The organism is Microbacterium murale (assembly GCF_014635185.1).
Taxonomy (GTDB): Bacteria; Actinomycetota; Actinomycetes; order Actinomycetales; family Microbacteriaceae; genus Microbacterium; species Microbacterium murale.
Genome location: NZ_BMCM01000004.1, coordinates 288,328 through 305,511, shown reverse-complemented (window position 1 = coordinate 305,511; position 17,184 = coordinate 288,328). Strand labels below are relative to the sequence as shown.

The 17,184-nt window shown below is 61.0% G+C and carries 19 protein-coding genes, 1 tRNA gene and 1 pseudogene; 7 read left to right on the top strand and 14 right to left on the bottom strand.

The genetic code is table 11. The features are described 5' to 3' along the window. Positions 1 to 330: 330 nt before the first annotated feature. Both IEV67_RS13840 and IEV67_RS13835 read left to right on the top strand, forming a co-directional pair. The gene (locus tag IEV67_RS13840) at positions 331 to 1,209 is read left to right on the top strand and encodes an Abi family protein (RefSeq protein ID WP_188437149.1); all 879 of its coding nucleotides are present in this window, start codon (positions 331 to 333) and stop codon (positions 1,207 to 1,209) included. A gap of 304 nt (positions 1,210 to 1,513) precedes the next feature. Continuing rightward, positions 1,514 to 2,389, top strand: a complete 876-nt coding sequence (locus IEV67_RS13835) for a hypothetical protein (RefSeq protein WP_188437148.1) — start codon at positions 1,514 to 1,516, stop codon at positions 2,387 to 2,389. On the opposite strand, the gene IEV67_RS19005 is transcribed toward IEV67_RS13835, so the two are convergent. From IEV67_RS19005 to IEV67_RS13795, 7 genes are all read right to left on the bottom strand, one after another. After that, positions 2,383 to 2,838, bottom strand: coding sequence for a hypothetical protein (locus IEV67_RS19005; protein ID WP_229703128.1), 456 nt, complete (start codon positions 2,836 to 2,838; stop codon positions 2,383 to 2,385). The genes IEV67_RS13835 and IEV67_RS19005 overlap by 7 nt on opposite strands. 53 nt (positions 2,839 to 2,891) lie before the next feature. After that, complete coding sequence (locus IEV67_RS19190; protein WP_188437147.1) at positions 2,892 to 3,116, bottom strand: helix-turn-helix domain-containing protein; 225 nt, start codon at positions 3,114 to 3,116, stop codon at positions 2,892 to 2,894. 622 nt (positions 3,117 to 3,738) lie between these two features. Then, complete coding sequence (locus IEV67_RS13815; RefSeq protein WP_188437145.1) at positions 3,739 to 5,385, bottom strand: right-handed parallel beta-helix repeat-containing protein; 1,647 nt, start codon at positions 5,383 to 5,385, stop codon at positions 3,739 to 3,741. A gap of 182 nt (positions 5,386 to 5,567) precedes the next feature. Further along, positions 5,568 to 8,318 (bottom strand): phage tail tape measure protein, encoded by a 2,751-nt coding sequence (locus IEV67_RS13810; protein WP_188437144.1) that lies wholly within the window; start codon positions 8,316 to 8,318, stop codon positions 5,568 to 5,570. Beyond that, positions 8,318 to 8,791, bottom strand: a complete 474-nt coding sequence (locus IEV67_RS13805; RefSeq protein WP_188437143.1) for a hypothetical protein — start codon at positions 8,789 to 8,791, stop codon at positions 8,318 to 8,320. The genes IEV67_RS13810 and IEV67_RS13805 overlap by 1 nt, the downstream gene beginning before the upstream one ends. Positions 8,792 to 9,068: 277 nt before the next feature. Next, positions 9,069 to 9,689, bottom strand: coding sequence for a hypothetical protein (locus tag IEV67_RS13800; protein WP_188437142.1), 621 nt, complete (start codon positions 9,687 to 9,689; stop codon positions 9,069 to 9,071). A gap of 13 nt (positions 9,690 to 9,702) precedes the next feature. After that, positions 9,703 to 10,089 carry a helix-turn-helix domain-containing protein gene (locus IEV67_RS13795; protein WP_188437141.1) on the bottom strand — a complete coding sequence of 129 codons (387 nt, stop codon included), beginning with the start codon at positions 10,087 to 10,089 and terminating at the stop codon, positions 9,703 to 9,705. 40 nt (positions 10,090 to 10,129) lie between these two features. On the opposite strand from IEV67_RS13795, the gene IEV67_RS13790 reads away from it, so the two are divergent. Continuing rightward, positions 10,130 to 10,699 carry a hypothetical protein gene (locus IEV67_RS13790; RefSeq protein WP_188437140.1) on the top strand — a complete coding sequence of 190 codons (570 nt, stop codon included), beginning with the start codon at positions 10,130 to 10,132 and terminating at the stop codon, positions 10,697 to 10,699. A gap of 599 nt (positions 10,700 to 11,298) precedes the next feature. Here IEV67_RS13790 and IEV67_RS13785 read toward each other — a convergent pair. The 6 genes from IEV67_RS13785 to IEV67_RS13760 form a co-directional block, all read right to left on the bottom strand. Then, positions 11,299 to 12,555, bottom strand: coding sequence for an AAA family ATPase (locus IEV67_RS13785; protein ID WP_188437139.1), 1,257 nt, complete (start codon positions 12,553 to 12,555; stop codon positions 11,299 to 11,301). Continuing rightward, positions 12,552 to 12,782, bottom strand: coding sequence for a hypothetical protein (locus IEV67_RS13780; RefSeq protein WP_188437138.1), 231 nt, complete (start codon positions 12,780 to 12,782; stop codon positions 12,552 to 12,554). Before IEV67_RS13780 ends, IEV67_RS13785 begins: the two co-directional genes overlap by 4 nt. A 191-nt stretch (positions 12,783 to 12,973) precedes the next feature. Then, positions 12,974 to 13,378, bottom strand: coding sequence for a hypothetical protein (locus IEV67_RS13775; protein WP_188437137.1), 405 nt, complete (start codon positions 13,376 to 13,378; stop codon positions 12,974 to 12,976). A gap of 50 nt (positions 13,379 to 13,428) precedes the next feature. Then, positions 13,429 to 13,638, bottom strand: a complete 210-nt coding sequence (locus IEV67_RS13770; RefSeq protein WP_188437136.1) for a hypothetical protein — start codon at positions 13,636 to 13,638, stop codon at positions 13,429 to 13,431. Positions 13,639 to 13,663: 25 nt separating this feature from the next. Continuing rightward, positions 13,664 to 13,957, bottom strand: coding sequence for a hypothetical protein (locus IEV67_RS13765; protein WP_188437135.1), 294 nt, complete (start codon positions 13,955 to 13,957; stop codon positions 13,664 to 13,666). After that, a complete protein-coding gene (locus IEV67_RS13760) occupies positions 13,954 to 14,151 on the bottom strand; it encodes a helix-turn-helix transcriptional regulator (RefSeq protein WP_188437134.1) in 198 nt (65 codons plus the stop codon). The genes IEV67_RS13765 and IEV67_RS13760 overlap by 4 nt, the downstream gene beginning before the upstream one ends. A gap of 124 nt (positions 14,152 to 14,275) precedes the next feature. Between IEV67_RS13760 and IEV67_RS13755 the strand changes: the two genes are divergently transcribed. From IEV67_RS13755 to IEV67_RS13745, 3 genes are all read left to right on the top strand, one after another. After that, positions 14,276 to 15,004 carry a helix-turn-helix domain-containing protein gene (locus tag IEV67_RS13755; protein ID WP_188437133.1) on the top strand — a complete coding sequence of 243 codons (729 nt, stop codon included), beginning with the start codon at positions 14,276 to 14,278 and terminating at the stop codon, positions 15,002 to 15,004. Next, positions 14,976 to 16,139, top strand: a complete 1,164-nt coding sequence (locus tag IEV67_RS13750) for a site-specific integrase (protein WP_188437132.1) — start codon at positions 14,976 to 14,978, stop codon at positions 16,137 to 16,139. Before IEV67_RS13755 ends, IEV67_RS13750 begins: the two co-directional genes overlap by 29 nt. Positions 16,140 to 16,215: 76 nt before the next feature. Further along, positions 16,216 to 16,291 (top strand) — tRNA-Thr (locus IEV67_RS13745). Positions 16,292 to 16,310: 19 nt separating this feature from the next. Here the strand turns inward: IEV67_RS13745 and IEV67_RS13740 are convergent. Next, positions 16,311 to 16,616 carry a hypothetical protein gene (locus IEV67_RS13740; protein ID WP_188437131.1) on the bottom strand — a complete coding sequence of 102 codons (306 nt, stop codon included), beginning with the start codon at positions 16,614 to 16,616 and terminating at the stop codon, positions 16,311 to 16,313. Between the two features lie 67 nt (positions 16,617 to 16,683). Here IEV67_RS13740 and IEV67_RS19185 point away from each other — a divergent pair. Beyond that, a pseudogene (locus IEV67_RS19185) lies at positions 16,684 to 17,175 on the top strand (tyrosine-protein phosphatase); the annotation flags it as partial. Positions 17,176 to 17,184 lie beyond the last annotated feature (9 nt).

The window sequence follows — 17,184 nt, the reverse complement described above, 5'->3', positions numbered from 1 at the left end:
CTGGACACGTTCGCCGACTTAGCTCAGCTGGTAGAGCACCTGTCTTGTAATTCGGTTCACGCCGAAATCAGGGGTTATCGCGGGGTATCAAATCTCCCCGTCACCTTACTCCCATTTGCTCACGAAGTATCACTCGCGATCGTTGCTGATCGGAGAATGTGCGGGGTAAATGCGGGGTATGGCTATCAACGCGTCGTGACTCGAAGTCCACGACGTGACCCTGCCGACGGGCGCGATCGTGTTAGGATACCTGTAACAGTTCCCTCCGGGAGGTGGCGCCTCGCGCAACACCTCGCCGGGGGGCCTTTTTTTGCACCTATGCTTCCAGCCATGGGCAAACCCTCATTGTCGATAGCCGATCAGCACGCGAAGATCACGCTCCTCGGGCTCGCGGACACTCCTCCTGCGCTTCACCGCGCTCTAGCTAGCGTTGGGTACTTTCGACTCTCGGGTTATTGGCGGTACTTCCAGGTCCAGCCGTCCCAGGGGGTAAACCGCTTCGAGCCGGGAGCAAACATCGCGTCGATCATGGACTGCTATCACTCCGACGCAGCCTTGAGGAATCTCCTCATGGAGGGGCTCGCTGAAGTCGAGGTTGCTGCGCGGGCGGTGCTCGTCGCAAAGCTTTGTAAAGCGGGCGGCAGCGGCGATGAGTATCTGGACCCGAAAACGTACGACGCAGCCTACGACGCGAAGGGTAACTCGCTCACGAACGCGCTACTGAGGGACATACACAGCGACATTGACCGCTCCAAAGAGCGTCACGTGAGGCACCACAGAGATAAGGGAACGGCGGTGCCTCTCTGGGTAGCCACTGAGGCACTCTCCTTCGGAGTTCTCTCGCGGATGTATGGGCTTTTGGCCGACCAGGCTCAGCGCGACTTCATCGCAAAGCGCTTCGGCTACACCTCGTCGAACGACTTCAGTACGAACCTTCGTGCCGTCTCAGTCTTCCGCAACGTGTGCGCGCATCACGGGCGGATATGGAATCGAACGATCGCACAGGACGTCCCGAAGATCCTCCCGTTTCTCGTGGAGAAGTCGCTGATTCGGATGAACTACGACAAAACGCCTTGGGGAGTGATCTCTGTGGTGGTCGATTTCGTGAATCGAGTCAGGGGGCACAACGGATTCTCTGCTGAGGTTTCGACCCTAGTGCCACGGAGCGGCATCTACTGGGACGGCCTAATCTCGCCAAGTACCAAGTAGGTACAGATCGTCCCGCCTTTTTCGACCTCTATCTACGCGTTGATCACTCGTCGGGTGTCAGACTATCTAGATGGACGGCATACCCGACCCGCTGACCTGCCCAGACTGCGGCGTTCTGCTGCGTGATGGTGAGACGGGGCTGGAATGCCCTCTGTGCGCTCGCGTGGAGCCATATCCCGACATCAAGCGGCCCGCGAGCGTAGACGACCTGCCGGGGCTTCACGGCGGCTAGACGGGCACCACGTTCAGCGCGGCTTTTGTCACAGCGGTAGAGGGTAGCCGGGGACCGTCGTAGGGTGCTGTGATGGACGGTGGATTCGTTTACGAACGCAAACCGGTCCCCGCCGAGGAGGGGGACGATTGGTTGTACTACGAGCCGCCCACGAAGAGGTGGTATCGGGTAGCGCTGATGGTTGTTCCAGAGGACGCCCAACGCGTTCGCGTCCAACATCTCGACCGTGAGATGAAGGGCAAGGCTGAGTGGGTGCCGATCGGGCGTTGTCGCGTCCCGTGGGGACTCCGCGAGGAATACTTCGCCACGAACACCCGATGGGATGATCTCTACTCTCACGCGCCGGAGGATGACGCTTTTACTGAAGCTGCTGAAATCGCCATAACGAAGGTCCTATCGGTGTCGATTGCTTTCCCTCAACATGGCGGCAGAGCGACGCTCGAAGTATTTGATCTGGACGGCCTCGCAGACGCGACAGGGATGACCGCGGCGGAGCTTGTTTCACATTCGGCGACTATTCGGGACAGCGACGCTACGTATCTGCCGTGGCCGAGCATGAAACAAGTCGCGATTGCACTGTGCCGACGTAACCCACAGCCGATCATCGAGTACATAGACGAGCGCGAGCGGGAGATTCGAGAGCAGGAACTCGCGAGCGACCTGAGCCCACCCTGGTACCTCGACTCGTCTCTCAACGATGACCGGTACGCCTTGAGGGCGCGGCGCTGGGTGAAGCTCGGGAAAGATGCTCGACAGATATTGAAGCAGTGGATTGATCAGGATCAGCCGGGTCTCAGGGAGAATTACCTGGCGCTACGGCAGCAACATGTCGAACTAGTTCTCGCCGTGTTGCCGGCGCTGGATCAACTCTCCCGAATCCGGTCCAAGAAATCCGACCAGATCGCCGCAGAGATCCGCGAAATCATCGAGAAGCCGTTGCCTCAGTAGTCATACGACCGTCCGCGACCATCGTGACCGCGTTGCCCCACACCCAGCACCGGTAGGTTTTCTCCCCGATGGGTGAACTCGATGCCCGCGGCCGTCTCTGTGGTGCGCATAAGCAACGCCCCCACACGGACATGTTGCGGCCCGAACCTCACCCACGCCCTCACACCCTGCGGTTTTGGATAGACCGTCACCGGCATCCGCTCCAACTCAAGCTCCTCCGAACTGAGCGTCTGCAACGGCCCAGCAGTCTTCGCGATCCGTGCAAGCGCCTTCTCATCCGCGTACATGTCATACAGGGCTGCAAGCCTCTTACTCGATCCCACACCGGCACCTCCTGGACAGCACCACTCGAGCCACACCACGGGCTGTACGGGTGGCGTTTCCAAGGGACCAACGATGGCGGCGACTCGTTCGTGTTCGACGTGTACAAAGCCGAAGACGGCTGGCACGTACACCGCTCCTACAACTAATCGGCGTCGAGCCCGTCATCTCTCGAGACGACCTAGAGTCTCCTCTGCCGACTTGGTAGCGCCCACGAATCGGCGGGCTTGCTCAACTCGTCCTTGACCGCATCGAGGTCGAAGCGCCACGATCGACCAACGCGGACAGACGGGATCTCGCGGTTGCGGGCCATGCGATATACCTTGTCAACGGAACATTGGAGCACGCGCGCTAGCTCCGTGCTTGTCAGGTACTTCGCTATTGGTGACTCGGTGGTTGGTTCCATGCGAACACAGTAGAGCCATTGCGGCGTATATCAAGTTCGGGAACTGCGCGAGGACCGGATCAGTAGCGGCGTTACCGAGCGCGCCTTGTTCGCCAGATAGATCGCGACCTTCGCATCGTTGATTCCGAGAGTCAGATCGCGGCCCGCGACCGGCCACGCCTGCGGCGCTGCTCACGGGATGCCAGGAGGGTACGACGAAAGCGCCCCCACTCGACCCGTAACAGGTTGAATAGGGGCGCCTTCGTTCGGCGTGCGTAGCGGAGCTAGTTGCTGTCCGGCGGCTTTGCGGCGTTAGGCGCCAGCGGGACAGCAACCGCGGTCAGGCGGTCGTGCTGTCCTTCACGATGTAGTTCGCGGCCAATTGCGCTATCAAAGACCCGAGCGCCACGTTGCCACCGCGCGAGCCGGTAACATCGGGGCGAACGATCATCGAACCCGCATCAGATGTGTTCGCAACCGCCCCGGCAGCACCCGTGCGCAAACCGTACTCATTGACGCGAGCAGCCACGCGGGTTGAGCGCGCCAAAGTGTTTCCGACGCACGTCCCCCGGTTTTGATATCCGGGGATCAGGATCGCCTGCGGGGTGTACTTGATCCGAGAATGGATCAAGTACACCCGTGACTAGGCATTGATCCCCCACACTGCAATCCCAGCAGCAGGAGCCAACGCTGTCGACGGCGCCGATGGTGTTGTCGCACCCGAAACAGCCTGCGTGTATGCCGACGTTGTTGTGCTTGCCGCATTGCTCGAAATCGATGGGTGCGTGCCAGCGAACCCGACCAAAGATGGATGCGTCGTTGCCGTGCCCGACCATGCGCAGCCGACGAAGTAGTCCCCGGCCGCAATGGTCTGCGTGGCGAAACTCATCGTTCGCTCCGCAGTCGCACCCGTCAGGTCCAGTGTTGCCAACGCCCCAAAGTCGATCACCAAAGTAGACGGGCGACCCGTCGAGTCAATCGACCATAGGCCGAACCTCATCGCCGCCGTGCCGGAAGCCGCAGCCGTCCCGAGTATGACCGCAAGTCCAGACAGCGCGATAGGTCGGTCCAACGTCAGTGGCATGAACCGCCATGCGTCCGGAAGCATACTCACGGCCGACACGCCGTACGTCATTGCGGCCGGATAGCAGGCCAGGGGCAGGCGTGCCCCCAATCGTCGCCCCGGAAACGGTGCCGCGTTGTTCGTGGTGAGACCGCCGTTAGTGACAGTCACCCTGCCACCTGTCACGCGCCCCGTAACGCTGCCCATATCTACAGCCAGCCGTCCCGAGGTTTGGTGACGGCACTCAATGACATTGACGTTGGTGGCCGATGCTGGTGCCACACGGATATCGACCACCCCTGCTTCTGGCGCGTCTGAGGCGTCACGGATAAGGTTCTCAACGGTGATCGAATTTGACTCCGCGCCAACCGTAGCCGATTTGCCTATATATACCAGGTCGCGGGTTGCCCCACCATCATGGAAGTCCCAAAGGCCACAGTTCTCGATCACAACGTTCCGACACGACAGCAGTTTCACCGCACCGCCAACAGGAATCTCGAAGTTCACGTCGCGGATCGCAAAACTGATAGGGATGGAGCCGTTCTGCCCTTCAAGCCAGATCCCGTAGTTGCCGGTGTGCGTGAAGCGACAAGAAGTGAACGTGGACTGCGCCAGTTCACCCGTAGAAGTGACACCCTTGAACGTCGGAACGGTCGCCGTGAGAGTGTGCGTGTACGAGCAGTTCACCGAGAGAACGTCAATCCATCCGACAATATCGAAGGCCGAAAATCCGTCGTTGTACTGAGTGAAGGCACAACTGTCGAACTTGCTCTGTGAATACTTGCCCGTGAAAATGTGGCCCCCGCCAGTGAATGAATCAAACGTGAGGTCTTGACAGACGACACCCCACGTGTACGCCGGGGAGAGGAACATGGTTCCGGAGAGCGTGCGGAGCCGGGAGCGCCCCGCGCCCGTCACGTCCGATGAACGCGAAGAACCGTACAGCCGCATGCCCGAACGGACGGTCAGCCCTGAAACGACGTATGTCCCAGGCGGGAAGTAAACCGACTCGCCGCTGTCTATAGCGGCTTGTACTGCCGCAGTGTCGTCGGTTACCCCGTCACCCTTTGCGCCGAACGATTCGACGCTGACGCCTCGCGCGAACGTGGTGCTTAGCTGGGCGCCGAGCGTGTTACCCTCGTCAATCATGTCGGACGCAAGGGCGCCCAACACGGGTTCGGGCAGACGGTAGTCTGCATCATCTACTGCTACTAGACGATTAGTCATTGATTCCTCCATTGTTGTCTCGATCCGCGTCCTCAAACGCGTACAGCCCGGGTTCGGGTGCGGTCAACGCAACAGTTGTGTACAGCCCCGGGGCGGACCTCACAGAATCTCGAGTTGGCACAATCAGCCGCGGAAAGTTCGGGTCTCGCTCGAACGTCGATTCAGTCATTTCACTTCTTTCGTTAGGGTCGTACGCCGCCACGCGTTGTGCGTTGTGCGGCTTCGTCGTGCGCGTGCACCCTTCCTTCCGCGCGGGTGTCAACGAACGCGGTGAACTCCTGCCCGTTTACGACCAGGCTGAGGGAGTCTCCCGGCTGGATGCCGGCGTAGACGATCTGAGGTGCGGGTGTTGCTGCCGTGTACGTCGGTCCTGCTGCCGCCCAACGAGTCTCGGGTTCCGATCTGAGGGCGTACGGGCTGCCAGACATCATCTCCGACCGCCACTTCTGGATCGCCCCGTGCCCGCCCGCCGCATCAACCTCCGCAGCCGTCAGGACGTGCTCACCTGGTGCCAGCATCCGCAGCTCGGAGTCCTTGCCCTTCGGTCCTGGCCCATACACGGGGCCACCGGACGCCATGCCCGGTTCGACCGTGTACGAGCCCATCTGCATTGCCGCACCATCCGCGATGACCTGCACGCGTATCTGGCGACCCGAGTTCGTGTAGATCCAGTTGTCCAGGTTTGCCTGCGCGGTCGCGGTGTCTACGATCGCCTCGAACTCCTTCTCAGTCGGCATCTGGAAGATGCGATCAGCGAGCGCTTTCACCTCGTCGGCGTTGTAGCCGGCAGACACCGCAGAATCGATGAACGCCTGCTTCTGCGCTGCGAGAGTGCCCGAATACTTGATCGCCGCTTCGTCAGCCGACATCGTGGCGAGATCCTGCTCAAGCTGCGCCTGAGCCGCAGTCTGAGCAGCCCCGGCCAGGTCAGCCATCGCCGCGGCATTCGCAGAACCAGAAGCCGTGTTCTCATCCAGCGATGTCCCGTTGCTCTCAACCTGCTCAGACAGACCAGCCAGAGCGTCCTGGTATCGCGCGTTCGTCGTCACCGCGTCCTGTGCGATCCCGTTCGCCTCATTGATCCTGTCGATCAGGTCGGTGAGTTCCGAGTTCAGATCAGCAACCGCATCCGCTTCTTGAATGTACGACTCAGCAGCCGTACCGGATGCCTCGACAGAATCGGCCGTCATCGCGTTCTTCTGCTCGAGCTTCTTCGTCCCGTTCTCATACGCGGCCGTCTGCTCGTTGATGAAGCCCTTGAGCTCCTGAGCCGCCGCAGCCGCTTCGTTCTCCTGCTGAGTGAGATCCTTAGCGGCCTTCGTGTTCGCCGGCCCAAACGCCTTCTCAATGGCCGCATTGACCTCCGTGAGCGCGGCACTGCTACCCGTCGCAGCATCACCCACAAGATCAAGACTCAGACCCAGCTTCTCCGCAGCATCAGCCGCAGAGCCACGAGAGAGCCACAGGAACGACTGCTCAGCCGTAGCAGCATCCGCAGCGACATTCCGAGCCGCATCCGCCCCACTCTCGAGTGCGTCAGCGTATGCCTGCGCCATTTGCTCAGCCTGCTGATGCTTCGCAGCAAGCGTGCCCACGACCGCGAACAGTCCACCCAGTGCGAGACCGGCAATCCCCGCCGTCAGCGAAATGCCCTTCATCGACAGGCTCGACGCTTCCACCGTTGCCTTGAACTGCAACCACTTCGGGATAGCGACCAGCGCCGTACCGCCCGAGAGCGCCACAGCAGCCGTAGCGCCACCCACAGCGAGAATCCCAGCCTGAACCGGCGCCGGAAGATCGTTGTACATCCCGATCAGCCCTGTGAGCGCCTGAGCCATGGTCCGCAGCGTGTCATTCGCTGCACCGCCCGTATCTATCAGCGCTGTCTCGAATGCACCGCCCAGTGCCTCGATGTCGCCCTTGAGGTTGTCCAGCCGTGTGGATGCGGTCTTCGACGCGTACCCCTGGTCATCGACGGCCGAGATCCAGTCCCGAATCCCCTCCTCGCCCTGCTGGTAGATCACCCCAGCCGCGCGCACCGCATCCGACCCGAAGATCGTCGCCATTGCCGCATTGCGCTGCTCAGGTGACAGATCCCTCAACGCGCCCTGAAGGTTGCCGGCGAACTCAGCCAGCCCCACAAAGTTCCCCGACGCGTCGTACGCCGAGATCCCCAGTTCCTTCATTTTCGCCGCAGCCTCACCCGACGTCGGAACCATCCGCTGCAACATCGACTTGAACGACGTACCCGCATCAGAACCGATCAGACCCTGCTCAGCGAACGCTGCCAGTCCCGCTGTTGTCTCCTCGATGCTCAGGCCCGTCTGGTTCGCGACCAGACCCGCTTGATTGAGAGCCTGCGACAGATCCGACACGTCACCCATCGCCTTACCTGCACCAGCAGCCAGAAGATCCGCGACATGTGACATGTCATCGCCCTGCAAGTTGAACTGCTTGAGTGCCGTCGCCGCGATACCCGCCGCATCGGCCACCTGAAGCTCACCAGCAGCCGCAAGATCCAAAGACCCAGCCAGACCGCCCCCGAGAATGTCAGCCGTTGAGACGCCCGCTTTCGCCAGTTCCTCAATCGCCCCGGCAGCCTCCGTCGCACTGAACACGGTGGACTCACCGGCATCCAGAGCGGCCTGGCGAAGCAGGTCCATGTTCCCCGCAGTTTCATGCGTTGCCGCCTGCACAGAACTCATCGCCGCATCGAAATCCGCGAACCGCTTCACAGCGAACCCGACACCCGTCGCAAGCAGAGTGCCCATCGCCAGGCCCGCAGTACCGAGCTGGTTGAACGCTTCACGCTGCTGCGCCAGCTTCTCACCCTCCGTACCCACCGCCGCAGTTTTCTTCGCCGCCTCTTCCATTGCCTTCGCGAAACCGGCAATGTTCGCCTCAAGGCGTACTCGCGTAACACGCTCAGCCATCAGACCACCCCCGCCACAGCAGCGTCAACGAGATCACTAAGCGGCAGATCCTTCGGCAGAGCCTTCGCAGCCGCCTTCGCCTTCTGCGCCGGTTCCCAGATGTGCATTCCCCACACCGCAGCCCGCAGGTTCGACTTGTCCTCATCGGACAGCGAATCGTAGATCTCCGTCCACCTGTAGAACACGGCCTTGTCACGCACGACCAGCAGGTCGTCCTCATCGTCGCCAACAATCAGCGAGATGTCCGGATAGTTCCGCGTCACGTTCGTCAGCGAGAACCACAACGACATGTCAGCCGCCACACCAGGCACAGCCGGGTACTTATCCGTCAGCTCCGTAAAAACGGGCGGCATGACGAACGGGATACGCACCGTCACCAGCACGCCACCCAACATCACCGGTACATCAACCGGCTCAATCGACTCCAAGTACTTCTTCTGCTCTGCAATCAACGCATCAATATCAATAGCCATAGTCTTTCCTTCACTGTCTGAAACTCGAATTGGTGAGTGGCCCGCGAGGCACGTAGAACCCCAAAATGCACTCGGTTTTTCACTGGGGAGAGAAAGGTCGCCGCCCAGGAGACCGACCGGCATGACCCCCCTTTAGGGGTGGGAGCCACCCCTACTGCCGCCATGTCCCCGTGGAAAAAAAGGTCGGGGAGAGATCGTTCGTAAACCCGGAGACCGATGTGACAGAGGGCCGGGGTGACCCGTCCGTGGGGTTCGTCATGCGGACGGGCTGGCCTGGCTAGTCGCCCTGGGCGATCTTCTGAATGCCTGCGTCGTTGATGAACCCGCTGACTTCCTTCGGTACTGGGATCGAGTAGATACCTTGGTAGCCGTTGAACCCGTCGTCTTCGTGCTGCGTTGTCCAGCGGTCAATGTCAGCGAGGTCGGTGAGGTGTTCGCGTCGTTCTGGGTATGCGGCTGCGTGCTTGGCGATGATCGCTTCCCACTGGAAATGCAACGATCGTGCAAGTAGCGCCGACACGAGAGATTCGTCGTCGTTGATCTCTGCAATGTGGAACAGCTCTGATGCTTGTTCCTCGTCATCGGGTCCGAACTGAAGGGCACGCTCCTGTGCGTCACGGTACGCCATGATTTCGGTGGCGCCGTTGTTCTTTCTCCCGAAGATGGCGCGTTCGAGTTCTGAACGTTTGGCCTGTGTGGCGCGGCGTTCGTCTTCGAGAAGCAGCTCGAGGTTCTTCTTGGCGGTGAGGTAGTGCTGTGCAATCTCTTGGCGTTTCGTCGGCTGGGTGATGCGCCCGTTGGATCGGGTGCTCTCGATAGCCGAGGTGAGCGTGTTCCTTATGGGTTGAATGCGGTCACGGATTGTGTCGATCTTCAGTCCGAGTTCAGTGAGTGCCATCGGGTTTCCTCTCTTACGCGGCCTTTCGGCCGGCGATGTATTGTTCTGCCGCGTGGGCTGTGATGATCCAGATGCGGCCTTGTTGTGTTGCTTCGAGTAGTCCTAGTCCTATGTGGTTTCGGACTGCTCTTGGTGTGATCCCGGCCTCTCTTGCGACTTGTCGGACTGTTACGATTCCTGCACTTTCAGTCTCGTGTTTTTCCGTCACGTCCTGGGGTTTTGTTCCGTCGAGGGAAGCATGGTGTGCGAAGGCTGCGGAGGTGATGTCGGTGAGGAGGGTGTACAGGCGGTCGGACTTTCCGCGTGCGGCGATGCGCAGTTCGCGGAGGTGCGCGGAGGTGTAGAGCAGTGCGGCGTCTGCTCCGGTCAGGATGACTGCATTCTCGACACGCCGCGTCATGGTGTTGACTCCTCTCATAACGATTGAAAGGACTCATCACATGGACGTGCCTCCGGAATTTGTGAGTCTCGGCGCGCAGCTCGCGGGTGCAACCGCCCGTAACGGGGCGGCACTCGTGACAGATAAGGTGCGCGCTCTCCGCAAGTCGGGCAAGCAAGAGGAGATAATCTCCGGGCTCGAGCAGCTCGTGTCCGAACTTGTGGACGACAAGAACGAGATCACGCGGATCGCACAGGCCTATCAGGCGGAGTTGGTGTCGCAGCGTCTGGCTCCTGGCGACCTTCAATACATCGCTGACACCGTTGTGCCGACGCTTCAGAAGATTGCGGATGGGATGGGCTCGGAGAAAGCCGAGGAGTTCGAAAAGCTCGCCAACGCGCTTCGCCCGCTGCTGTCCGTCGAAACCGCGAATGTTCTGCAACTCCTCGGTTTCAACTTCCGCGACGCTATAGGACAGCCGCTCACTACCCTCATGCAGAAGGCGATCCTTGCGCGCGCCGCTGATACAGGCGTCGAGAAAGTTGAGTCGCTCAAGAGGGAGCAGCTGTACCTGCAGGTTGCTCTGGATCCTGAGGCTTTCGATCGTCTCAATGCGTTGTTCGGGCGCTAGATCAATCGGCATCGTCCGGACCCATCCAGTCATGAGCCGATAATTTATGGGCTTTCGCTTCTGCGTACTAGATCCGCTCATGGTTTCTCCTTCCGTCGTTCTGCGGTGTCTGCAATGGGTTCGCTCACGCGGCCCCCTCGTGATCTGTGCAGGTGTTCGTCCAGCCGCCGTTCGCGAAGGTGGATGACCAACCTTCCGAGTGGGCCAGTGCGGTGAGGTCACGATGGTGTGTGCGTTCCCCGGCGTCGTAGACGTTCTCGCAGTCGGGGTGGTCGCAGATCATGCAGCTACGAATGGACATCAGTTACGTGCTCATTCCTGCCGCGTGTGCGGCGTCGTTTCGTTGCATTCGCGGATGGACGGTGCAGCGGTCTTCGTGTAGCTCCTGGCGTACGTGTGCGCCTGAGCCGGTTCTTGTCCAGCGAACCCACGCGTCACAGGTCGGGCATTGAGCTGGCGCGATGTTCACGGGCTGATGGATCATCGCTTCTCCATGGCCCGGAGCATCGGGCATGTGTCGTCATGGAAGATCTGTGCGACGTGTACATGCGGCTGGATCTCGACTAGCCGGAGTTCGGCGTTGCAGTCTGGGCAAGCGCTCATGCGATCACCGCGGCCGCGTCTGCTCGGGCGTTCGCGTGTGCGAGGTCACCGCTGTCGCAGTAGCCCAGATGGATCGTCCCGACCGGATCGCTACAGACAACGCAGAGCATGTCGGCACGTTCCACGATCGCTGGTCGGCTCTCGAGGTATGACGCCTCATAGTTCTCACCATCGTTCTCATAGTTCTCACGTTCTGAGAGGTGAGAACCTTGAGAACCTTGATGAGAACCTTGGCGCAGCGTCCACGTCCACGACCCCTGAAATCCGCCCGAACTTTTGTCGCAGAGCTTCTTGCCTGCCCGCTGGATCGTGGCTTTCGCGAACCCGTCCGCGAGCGCTGCATTCATGATCTGCTTGGCTGCCGCCGTGCCGCCGCTTTCTGCCATGAATGACTTGAGCCACGATTCCGCGTCTTCTCCGTCGCCCTCGGTTTCGCTCGGCATCCGGTTGATGATGTCGCTCACGCTGATGTCGGATTCTCCGAGTTCTTCGACGCGAGCGAGTTCCGCAATCTCCCCGTCGTCCGTAGCAACGGGTGTTGACACGAGATTGAATGCGAACGACTGCCCCTTGGCTTTCGAGTAGTTCGACTTATCAACGCTCACGATCCGGCGCCCGGTTTCCTCGTCCGTGGCGAACAGCAGTACGGAGCGCACGGCGTCACGGAAGGCGTGGGAGCCGCTCAACTTGTCGGATGCATTACCGACGCCTTTGTTGAAGTGCATGATTCCTATGACGCCGATTCCCATTTCCTGGGCGAGTTGCGCCAGCGGATCGAGTGCACGTCGGACATCGATCACCTTGTAGTGGTCGCCGCCCATGGTCGATGCGAGCGGGTCGATGATCAGTAACCCGGCGTCGGTCTCTTCGATCGCTTGGCGGATGATGGTGAGATCCAATGGCAGTGTCGGCGTGGACTCTCCCGTAATCTCGTCCTCCTGCCACCTGACCGCGACCTGAAAAACACGATCCAGGTCAGCACCGGCTGCGATCAGACGTGGCTTCATGACCATGCCCCAGTCGTCCTCGTGGCTGATGATCAGGACGCTCTTCGGCGTGCCTTTCATATCGCCCTCGAGGGTGCCGCGTGTGGCCTGTGCACCAACGTGCAGCGCGAACGTGGACTTGCCTTCACCCCCGCGACCACCGAACAGTGTGGGAGTGCCAAGCGGGACGCGATCTTGCGAGAGCCACCGTTGGCGTTCAGTCTTGAAGTGGCTGGCTGGTGTGAGAAGTAGTTGCCGCTGATTCATGCGACCTCCTTCATCTGTGTTGTCTTGTGAATCGTGATGGGCTCACGAATGTTGTCGAGTGATGCGACATAGAGCCGCCACGCCTCGTCCATGTGGTGCTCGATGTTCCCGGTATCCGCGACAATCTCCGCGGCTCGATCGAGGCGAGACAGCAGATAGTCCTGCTGATCCTTCGGTCCGAAAGAACGCAACCAGAGGCGGTCGGCATCGAGCTTCGCGGCGCGCACTTCGTCCTCGCGAGATGCGCGCCCCTGCTCGTATGCGATCGTGAACAGGGTCGCCAGGGCATCGGGGAGTTGATGGAGCCCTAGTGAGCCGTCAGCAAGCCGCCACGACCATGCGTCGATCGTGCGGGACGCCTCCGCGCTAATGCGGAGACGCTCGAGGCCGACCCCATCGGGTGCGGGCCTCGAAGCACCTACCGTGTCTGTCCCGCTTTCAACTCAGCAAATACGTGCTCTCGACCATCGGGTGCAGCAGAGAGGCAGACGAACGTCCCGATGCGCGCGTGGACGAGTCTTGTCCCTCTGCGTCCGGCGCCGCGTGAGGCCCGGTACTCGCCGTCCTTGCCTCCTCGACACCACATGTCCCCAGCGCACTCGCCGGCCGGGTGCACCCAGTAAGAGGACCGGGTGGGGTCTCCTTCGTGCCGCTGATGCATCAGGTGGACGACATCGCCGTGATGTGTGTCGCTGCCTCCGCCGAAGATCAGTGAGACGCGCTTGAGGGGCACTTCCATGAACTCGAGGTCATCAACGAGGTTGTTGAGTTCGTTCTGACGCCGCGCCTGAAGTGCTTCGATCTGCTCATCAATGTCCTGCACGGATCTAGTCCTGCCAACGACGAACGTAAGATCGCGTTCCAACACGGCACTCACGCGTCACGCTCCATCAGTTCGATCGTTGCTTCCGGATCGCGTCGAAGCTCGCGGGGTGTTCTGTCGCGAGCCTCACCGATCAGGCGTACGCAGGCTGTCATGAAGTCGCTCAGATCGACGCCGAGGCGACCGGCGAAGATCACTGCTTCCGTGATGGTCGGCCCGTCGTGAGTGTCGGTGGCCGGTGCGATAGTCTGAATTGGCATAGTTTTTCCTTCTCTCAGGTTGGGATTACTCGCCCTGGCTTGGTGTTCCAGCACCGGCCAGGGCATTTTTCTTGTGAGCACGGATGGTTCCCCGTCCGCGTCGTGTGTGGGTGAAGTTGAGCATCGGCAGCACGTCAGCGAGAACATGCGGCTTGATGCGGAACAACACGTTTCCTCGGACGTCGACAAGTGCGTAGTCGTCGGGTCGAGACGCGACCATGATGTTGTGCACCGCCGCCTGACCTGTCGGGTCGGCGTACCAGAGGCGGGAGAGATCCGGGCCCGAAGCAACCGGATCGGCTGGAAGCTGAATGCTCACCCGGCCTCCGCGAGAGAGTCGAGCCAGGCGAGTACATCGGCCTTCCGGTAGCGGACGGCGCCAGCGCCCAATTTGACCCAGCGCGGACCCCGGCCTTCCGCCGCCCAGCGCGAGAGCGTTGGAATGCTGGTCTGCGTGTACTCGGCGACCTGAGGCCGTGTGGCGAGGTCTGGTAGTTCGGCGGTAGCGGTCATCCCATCTCCTATCGTTAGAATTTCTCACTATCAGCGGTTGTCGCTGGCGATAATCTCACCTTAGCACGACTCGGGGCCACTTTGTGGCGAAAAACTCATAATCGAAGGGGGTAAGATGATTTCTATGACAGAAGACGACTGGGAGAAGCGCTACACCGCGGCGATCGCCCGCAACATAACGTCGATCCGGGAGCACTCCGGCATGACGCTCAATCAATTCGCGGACGCGTGTGACCGGATGGTCGGGATTCCAGGATCTTTCCGGGCGAACACGATGCAAGCGCTGTTCGCTGGCAAGAGGAAGAACATAGCGGCTGCCGAGCTTGCGGTGTTCGCGAAGGTGCTTGGTGTACCGATCGTCGCTCTGCTTGTGCCGGTCTTGGATGGTGGCAACATGGCGAATGTCCTTCGCGGTGAAGTCGACACGCTCGCGGCATGGCACGAAGCGGTGGGGAGCGGAACGCCTGCGAGTAGCAGTGAGACTTCCGCGCGAGTCGTACACGCGCTGGATGAGTTCGCTTCGTTCGATCGAGCGCTGGCAGAATTCCGAAACGTAACGTTCGCGACAGCGTTCCTTCACTCGGACTATGCGGGTAACGTGACGGTTCAAGATTCACCCGAGGCTCTGCTGGGGCAGGCAATCGTCGCACTTACCGAATGCAGACACTTCCTCAAAGGATTCGATGAGCGCGGGGTGACCGTGGATGAGGCGGACCCGGTGATCAAGTGGTGTCGTCAACTGAATCCGAAGTACCTCACGTTCGAGACGCTCTCGGAGTATGGCAATCTCTTGTACCGAATCGCGAGCGGAGAGGAGGCCTACGATGCCCCGCCCCCGGACCCCGCTCAGTAGTTACGGGCGCATCAGTGTCGATGCGGTCGAGTATGTCGAGGGTGAATCGCGACGACGACTCGTGGTCGTCAAGACGCCAGAGAAGAGGCACGGCTACTGGCGGGCTCGAACGCGCTACAGGTTCCCATCCGGCAAGCTGCGTCAGGTCGAGCGGTTCGATGTCTCGGCCGCTAAGGCTGAAGCGGCTCTGAGGAAGGCGCTGACGTCTATTCAGGAGAGCACCCGATCTGAGGTGAAGCGTGAGACGCGGATGCAGGATCTGGGCGCCCGGTTCCTAGCGTCGAAGGCGAATCGGGCACCGCGAACGGTCGAGGGTTACCGCGACCTCATCGAGCGGGTGATCAATCCGAGGATCGGGGATCTCGCTATCTCCGAGGTGACTGCAGAACGGCTTCAGCGGCTCTTGGACGTCATCGTTGAGGAATCCGGCACTGGTACAGCGAAGAACACGCGGGCCGTCCTGTCGGGCATCATGGGGCTTGCGGTGCGGTCGGACGCGATGGAGCGTAACCCGGTGCGTGATCTCGCACCAATTGAGGGCAAGCGTGTTGGGGCGAAGCCGGTCCCGTTGGGCGACCTCCCCGGCATTCTCGAGGCTGTCAGCGGCGACAAGCAATTGCGGATTCAGGACATGGCTGACCTGGTTGAGTTCATCGCAGGTACGGGCGTACGGATCAGTGAAGCGATCGACCTTGATGGACCGGACGTGGGGATTACTGCGCCGGCCGGCATTCCCACGATCGGCGCGGTGGTGACCGTGCGGAAGTCGAAGACGGATGCCGGGGTAAGGCGCCTCACTGTGCCGTCCAGTGTTGCCGTCATGCTTGCGGCGCGTCCGCTGGGGGAGGGGCCGCTGTTCCCGACGCCGCTCGGCAAACGGCGCGATCGGAACAACACGTCTGCGGATTGGCAGGAAGCACGCGAGCGGCTCGAGCTGGGGGAGTACTCATTCCACAGCTTCAGGAAGACTGTAGCGACGGCGTTGGATCAGGCGGGACTCTCGGCGCGAGACATCGCAGAGTACCTAGGTCACACCGATCCGCACGTCACGATGCGCACCTACATGTCAAAGACTGTGGGCGGTAGCAGGGCAGCAGAAGCTCTAGACTTGGCTATGCACGTTCGGCAGGTTTGAATGTGCGGGGTTTATGCGGGATTGGGTACCACCTGATACCGTCAGACTTCAGAGAATCCGCGTAATTTCGCGGTTCGCCGACTTAGCTCAGCTGGTAGAGCACCTGTCTTGTAAACAGGATGTCACGGGTTCGAATCCCGTAGTCGGCTCCATTCCTTGTGACCCGGCGCCCTATCGCGCGCTGTTCGGCTTCCTTCCGCGCCTCGGCCGATCGTGCCAGGCCGCGATCGCCTCGGGCGTGAGATCGTCACGATCCCAGAGGTAGCCGGAGACGTTCCCGATCGGATCGATGAACGCGTCGCTGGCCGATGACGCATCACCTGAGTCGCGGCGGCGCATCGTCTGACGAAGCGACACAGGTGTGACTCCGAGCAGCTCTGCGACCTCATCGATCGTCGCGTAGCGGGCGGCGAAGCGAGGCTCCACGGTGCCGTCGCGCAGCGCACGAGGACGGGAACCGCTCGCTTCAGATGACATGGGAACTCCTCCGTGTGTGAAGCCTCACGATAACTCACAGCCGCGGCGCCGCAGATAGCATGACCGCATGGATGAGCCCGTCAACCGCCTCGATCTCGCGGGCACGCACAACTTCCGCGAGGTGGCGCCCGGCGTGCTGGCACCTGGGATGCTGTACCGCTCCGATGCGCTGCACCGGCTCACTCGCGAGGGACGCAGGAAGCTGGGGGAGTTCGGAATCCGGCGGGTCATAGATCTTCGTTCGACCTTCGACCGGCGCATCGGCGGGCGCGACCGGCTCCGTGGGACGGGTGCGACACGGCTGGCCGTGCCGATCGATGGTGCTCCGCGCGCATTCGATCCCCGCACACTCACCCTGCAGGAGATCTACGAGACGGTGCTCAGCCGTCATCAGAGCGATCTCGGACGCGTCATCCGCGCAGTCGCGTCCGCCGACGGGCCCGTCCTCGTGCACTGCACGGCAGGCAAGGACCGTACCGGGCTCGTCGTGGCGCTCATCCTCTCGGCGCTCGAGATCGATCGCGACATCATCCTCGCCGACTACTCGGCCACCGCTGCGAACCTGTCG

Coding starts and splice junctions, on each gene's coding strand:
- IEV67_RS13760 (WP_188437134.1), bottom strand. CDS start 14,151: ATGACCGCTACCGCCGAACTACCAGACCTCGCCACACGGCCTCAGGTC.
- IEV67_RS13800 (WP_188437142.1), bottom strand. CDS start 9,689: ATGGCACTCACTGAACTCGGACTGAAGATCGACACAATCCGTGACCGC.
- IEV67_RS13755 (WP_188437133.1), top strand. CDS start 14,276: ATGACAGAAGACGACTGGGAGAAGCGCTACACCGCGGCGATCGCCCGC.
- IEV67_RS19190 (WP_188437147.1), bottom strand. CDS start 3,116: ATGGAACCAACCACCGAGTCACCAATAGCGAAGTACCTGACAAGCACG.
- IEV67_RS13785 (WP_188437139.1), bottom strand. CDS start 12,555: ATGAATCAGCGGCAACTACTTCTCACACCAGCCAGCCACTTCAAGACT.
- IEV67_RS13805 (WP_188437143.1), bottom strand. CDS start 8,791: ATGGCTATTGATATTGATGCGTTGATTGCAGAGCAGAAGAAGTACTTG.
- IEV67_RS13795 (WP_188437141.1), bottom strand. CDS start 10,089: ATGACGCGGCGTGTCGAGAATGCAGTCATCCTGACCGGAGCAGACGCC.
- IEV67_RS13770 (WP_188437136.1), bottom strand. CDS start 13,638: ATGCCAATTCAGACTATCGCACCGGCCACCGACACTCACGACGGGCCG.
- IEV67_RS13750 (WP_188437132.1), top strand. CDS start 14,976: ATGCCCCGCCCCCGGACCCCGCTCAGTAGTTACGGGCGCATCAGTGTC.
- IEV67_RS13790 (WP_188437140.1), top strand. CDS start 10,130: ATGGACGTGCCTCCGGAATTTGTGAGTCTCGGCGCGCAGCTCGCGGGT.
- IEV67_RS13835 (WP_188437148.1), top strand. CDS start 1,514: ATGGACGGTGGATTCGTTTACGAACGCAAACCGGTCCCCGCCGAGGAG.
- IEV67_RS13810 (WP_188437144.1), bottom strand. CDS start 8,318: ATGGCTGAGCGTGTTACGCGAGTACGCCTTGAGGCGAACATTGCCGGT.
- IEV67_RS13840 (WP_188437149.1), top strand. CDS start 331: ATGGGCAAACCCTCATTGTCGATAGCCGATCAGCACGCGAAGATCACG.
- IEV67_RS13815 (WP_188437145.1), bottom strand. CDS start 5,385: ATGACTAATCGTCTAGTAGCAGTAGATGATGCAGACTACCGTCTGCCC.
- IEV67_RS13740 (WP_188437131.1), bottom strand. CDS start 16,616: ATGTCATCTGAAGCGAGCGGTTCCCGTCCTCGTGCGCTGCGCGACGGC.